This is a genomic window from Microvirga sp. P4_G7 (assembly GCF_056401005.1).
In genome coordinates, this window is record NZ_JBFUKD010000300.1 from 1 (window position 1) to 4,314 (window position 4,314).

The following is a 4,314-nucleotide window of genomic DNA, read 5'->3' on the forward strand; positions in this document are numbered from 1 at the left end:
CTCATGACCTTCTCGCCGGATCCGCGTAAGAATCCGAACGCGAAGGACGTAGTGGCCAAGTTCAAGGCCAAGAACTACGACCCCGAAGCCTACACTCTGTACAGCTACGCGGCTACGCAGATCCTCGCCGACGCCGCCAAGCAGGCTGGCGCCGCCGATGGAAAGAAGATGGCTGCGATCATGACGGCCGGAAAGCCGTTCAAGACCGTCATCGGCGACATCAGCTACGACAAGAAGGGCGACATTACCCGTCCGGACTACATCATGTACGTCTGGAAGAAGGGCGCCGACGGAAAGATCGACTACTCCGGTAACGAAATCGGCATGTAATCGGTCGGCTCTTCGAGCCGCCTAACAAAGAGCCCGCCTTGCACGACAAGGCGGGCTTTTTTCTTGACCATGTTCGCCGGTCTCATTCACCGGCCTTAGCTCGCCAGCCTTGGTTCACTCGCCTTGACCTTCGAAAGAAACATCTGCGGATGCCGAATCTCACATTGTCCTTGCTTCAGGACGCCTACGCGGTCTGCCGCTTTCCGCCGATGGCAAGTGTCGCAACGCCTCCCCGTTGCGCCTTCAGCGTCTTGATCCAGGCCGCCGATGAAACGACCCTTGTCTGTCCGCAGGATCTCGCGTCGCAGGATCTCGCATCCGAGGAGGCACAAATCGAGCTCGGTTGGCGCTGCCTTCGCATCGAGCAAGCGTTCGATTTCAGCGTCGCCGGGATTCTCGCCTCTGTGCTCCAGCCCCTCGCCGATGCCAAGATCGGCATCTTCGCCTCCTCCACGTTCAGCACTGACTACGTGCTGGTGAAAGCGCGCGATTTGGAACGCGCCATCGCGGCTCTCACCGGCGTCGGTCACGCCGTCCGGCGATAGCTTTCAAAGCCGCTCGATCCGCGCGCCGAAGCAGCCCCTTCTCGCGAAATGCGCGTCGACGTGAGCGACGTCGGGATTGCCGAGAAATCGCTCGATCACCTGCACCGCACCGGCGTTCTCGCCAACCTCCGCGTCCACGATGAACGCTGCAGCGTCATAGGCCCGCAGCGAGAGCAGCCTGTCTCGCAGGATCGGCGGCAGCTCTTCGCGGAAGTAGCCCGCTTGCGTCGCGCGGCTGACGAATATGGGTCCGCTCGCGCGATAGGGCGATGTGGATGTCGGTTGATGAATGTGATTGACGAGAAGAAGCTCGTCCCCTTTTGCGACGCGTCGCAGCGAGACCCGGCAAGGATAGGCATCCGGCTCATCGGCAAGGACCCGATGCGCGCCGAGAGCCGTCAGGTCCTGATCGGAAAGTGCGAACATCGGGTTGAAGCCTTGCGCGTCGAGCCCGCGACATTGGAACGACATGGTTCATCTCCAGCAAATAGGCGCTCATGCTGGCGCATCGACACGCGAACGCACTCCGTTTCTTGCTTTGACGATGGCGCGTATCATCCCGGAACAAGGACGTGCCCAAATCGTTCGATCCCATGGCCCGCACGCTCATATCGTCCAATATCGCAGAACGCGTCAGAGATTCAGCAGCTCCAGTCTACGCGCCGATTTCCCATTTCCCCGATCGAAGGGCCCAACCATGAGGAACAATTCGGCGCCTACGCTTGGCATCTACAGCGTGCTCGACAGGCTCCCCTGGCCGCGCAGCTATATCGGGCGCATTCTGTTCGTCTGCTTCATCGGCACGCACATTCCGCTGATCGCGTTCTGTGTCACGGCGATCGTGCTGAGCGGCGCCGCCGGTCCGCAGATTTGGCTGCAAGTCTTCGTTCTGTTGGTCGCGACCCTGATCGCGACAGGCATCACGCTCGCCTGCGTGTACGGCATGATGGCGCCGATCAAGTTGGCGGCGGCATCATTGAAGGCGTACCGCGAGCGGCGTACGTTGCCCTCGCTCCCGCGCCACTTCACGGACGAGGCCGGGCAGATGCTCGCGCAAGTGCAGGATACGTTGGAGGATCTCGATACCGCCATTCACGACCTTGCGCGCGCTGCCGACACCGACGCCCTCACCGCGATCGGCAACCGGCGCTGGCTCATGAGCAAGTCCGCCGAACAGTTCAACCGTGCACGCAGATCCGGTGCGCCTTTGTCCATCATCCTCTTCGATCTCGATCGCTTCAAATCGATCAACGATCTGCATGGTCATGCCATGGGTGATGCCGTGCTGATTGGGGTGAGCCGTTTCGTCAAGAACGCGGTGTCCACGTCCGCTCTGTTCGCTCGATCGGGCGGCGAGGAGTTCTGCATCGTTCTCCCCGACACGATGTTGTCCGCCGCCGCCGAGATCGCGCGAATGTTGCAGGCCGACATGTCGGAAAAGGCCTTCGCATCCCTTGAAACGGGAACAGTCACCGCGAGTTTCGGCGTCGCATCGGCGCAGCCGGACGACGCGGATACCGGCGCTCTCTTCGCACGTGCCGACGACCTGCTCTATCGCGCGAAAAACGAGGGCCGCAACCGTGTTGTGGGATGACCTCAGGCTATCCGAGACGTCCCAGAACCGGAAACGTCTCCAACAGCCAGAAGGACATGGTCGTCGTCCAGCCCGTGAGAAAGGCGATGCCTGTCAAGACGAGCAGAACGCCCATCGTCTTCTCGACCACGCCGAAGCGGGATTTCACACGTTTGAGAAGCGAAACGAACGGCTTCATGGCGAAGGCGGCGAGCAGGAAGGGAATGCCGAGCCCTGCGGAATAGGCGGCGAGCAGCAGCGCGCCGTGCGAAACACTGGCCTCGGAGCCGGCCACGGCGAGGATCGCCGCGAGCACCGGACCAATGCAGGGCGTCCAGCCGAACGCGAAGGCGAGACCCATCAGGTAAGCGCCCCAAAGGCCGATGGGTTTGTCGAGCGTGAAGCGCGCTTCCCGATAGAGAAAGCCGATCCGAAACAACCCGAGAAAATGCAGGCCCATCACGATGATGGCGAGACCCGCAATGGTGGAGAGAACGTCCAGGTATTGCCGCACAACCTGTCCCAAGGCCGACGCGGTCGCGCCCAGAAGGACGAAAACGGTCGAGAATCCGGCGACGAACAAAAGAGCGGCCAGAACGGCGCGCCGGCGCACGGCCCTGTCATCGCCTTCGCTCAATTGATCGAAGGTGGTCCCAGCCAGGAAGGACAGGTATGGCGGCACGAGCGGAAGGACGCAGGGGCTGAGGAAACTGATCAGGCCGCCGAGGACGGCCGCTGGAAGCGAGACATTGAGCATGGGGCCTTCTAGTGCGTCTCTCCGGCGGGAGGAAGACGCGACAGGGTCTCGTCGCTAGCTTGTGAAGGTCGCAGAATCGCGGTTGTCTGGTCGGATGATCGGTCCTCGCAACCTTATCACCGACGTGGATGGCGTGCGCGTCGGGAATTTCCACGACGCCGCGCTCGCCTCAGGCGTCACGGTCGCCCTCTTCGAAGGCCCGGCGGTCACATCGGTCTCGATACTGGGGGGCGCGCCCGGCACCCGGGAGACAGATCTCCTCGATCCCGACAAGCTCGTTCCCGGCGTCGATGCGATCGTGCTCTCGGGCGGATCCGCCTTCGGATTGGACGCCGCGAGTGGCGTGCAGGCCTATCTGCGCGAGCGGAACATCGGCTTTCCCGTCGGGCCGGTCCGGGTGCCGCTGGTGCCGCAGGCCATCATCTTCGACCTCTTGAATGGCGGCGACAAGCAATGGGGCCGCTATCCGCCCTATCGGGAATTGGCCTACGAGGCGGCCTCGCGCGCCGGCCTGGAATTCGACCTCGGCACCATCGGCGGCGGTTTCGGCGCGACGACGGTCAATCTGAAGGGCGGCCTGGGATCGGCCAGCACGCTCACGCCGTCGGGCCACACGGTCGGCGCCCTGGCCGTCGTCAACGCCATCGCCGCGGCGACCATCGGCGACGAACCGTATTTCTGGGCGGGCGCCTTCGAGGAGGGCGACGAGTTCGGCGGCCTCGGCCAGCCGCCGCGCGTGACGCCCCAGATGCGCAGCCTGTCGTGGAAGAGCAGGCCGCCTCAGCCTTCGACCACCATCGCGCTGGTGGCGACGGACGCCGTGCTGACCAAAGCGCAGGCCAAGCGCCTCGCGGTCGCGGCCAATGGCGGCCTGGCGAAGGCGCTGCGCTTCGCGCATGCCCTTCACGACGGCGACGCCGTCTTTTCGGCCGCGACCGGCCGAAAGCCGCTGCAGGACGAGGCCGCCGACTTCACGGTCATCGCGGCGCTCGCGGGCGATTGCTTGGCGCGCGCCATCGCACGGGGCGTCTACGAGGCGACCGCCCTACCCTTTCCGGGCGGATTGCCGGCCTGGAAGGATCGGTTCTTGACGGGATGAGCTATTTCAC

General features: G+C 63.5%; 6 protein-coding genes. 4 read left to right on the top strand and 2 right to left on the bottom strand.

The genetic code is table 11. From position 1 onward, the window contains the following. Both AC1DT3_RS13200 and AC1DT3_RS13205 read left to right on the top strand, forming a co-directional pair. Positions 1 to 330, top strand: a 330-nt coding sequence (locus AC1DT3_RS13200; protein ID WP_477465708.1) for an ABC transporter substrate-binding protein, incomplete at its 5' end; no start/stop codon positions are given. A 149-nt stretch (positions 331 to 479) separates the two neighbouring features. Then, positions 480 to 875 carry an ACT domain-containing protein gene (locus AC1DT3_RS13205; protein WP_477465709.1) on the top strand — a complete coding sequence of 132 codons (396 nt, stop codon included), beginning with the start codon at positions 480 to 482 and terminating at the stop codon, positions 873 to 875. Positions 876 to 878: 3 nt separating this feature from the next. Here the strand turns inward: AC1DT3_RS13205 and AC1DT3_RS13210 are convergent, their stop codons facing one another. Then, positions 879 to 1,346 carry a DUF1203 domain-containing protein gene (locus AC1DT3_RS13210; RefSeq protein ID WP_477465710.1) on the bottom strand — a complete coding sequence of 156 codons (468 nt, stop codon included), beginning with the start codon at positions 1,344 to 1,346 and terminating at the stop codon, positions 879 to 881. 226 nt (positions 1,347 to 1,572) lie between these two features. On the opposite strand from AC1DT3_RS13210, the gene AC1DT3_RS13215 reads away from it, so the two are divergent. Then, positions 1,573 to 2,469 (top strand): GGDEF domain-containing protein, encoded by an 897-nt coding sequence (locus AC1DT3_RS13215; RefSeq protein WP_477465711.1) that lies wholly within the window; start codon positions 1,573 to 1,575, stop codon positions 2,467 to 2,469. 7 nt (positions 2,470 to 2,476) lie between these two features. On the opposite strand, the gene AC1DT3_RS13220 is transcribed toward AC1DT3_RS13215, so the two are convergent. After that, complete coding sequence (locus tag AC1DT3_RS13220) at positions 2,477 to 3,205, bottom strand: cytochrome c biogenesis CcdA family protein (RefSeq protein WP_477465712.1); 729 nt, start codon at positions 3,203 to 3,205, stop codon at positions 2,477 to 2,479. A gap of 94 nt (positions 3,206 to 3,299) precedes the next feature. Between AC1DT3_RS13220 and AC1DT3_RS13225 the strand changes: the two genes are divergently transcribed. After that, positions 3,300 to 4,304, top strand: coding sequence for a P1 family peptidase (locus AC1DT3_RS13225; protein WP_477465713.1), 1,005 nt, complete (start codon positions 3,300 to 3,302; stop codon positions 4,302 to 4,304). Positions 4,305 to 4,314: the final 10 nt, after the last annotated feature.

What these genes read in the sequence shown, in the direction of transcription:
- AC1DT3_RS13225 (WP_477465713.1), top strand. Translation starts at nt 3,300, where the DNA reads ATGATCGGTCCTCGCAACCTTATCACCGACGTGGATGGCGTGCGCGTC.
- AC1DT3_RS13210 (WP_477465710.1), bottom strand. Translation starts at nt 1,346, where the DNA reads ATGTCGTTCCAATGTCGCGGGCTCGACGCGCAAGGCTTCAACCCGATG.
- AC1DT3_RS13220 (WP_477465712.1), bottom strand. Translation starts at nt 3,205, where the DNA reads ATGCTCAATGTCTCGCTTCCAGCGGCCGTCCTCGGCGGCCTGATCAGT.
- AC1DT3_RS13205 (WP_477465709.1), top strand. Translation starts at nt 480, where the DNA reads ATGCCGAATCTCACATTGTCCTTGCTTCAGGACGCCTACGCGGTCTGC.
- AC1DT3_RS13215 (WP_477465711.1), top strand. Translation starts at nt 1,573, where the DNA reads ATGAGGAACAATTCGGCGCCTACGCTTGGCATCTACAGCGTGCTCGAC.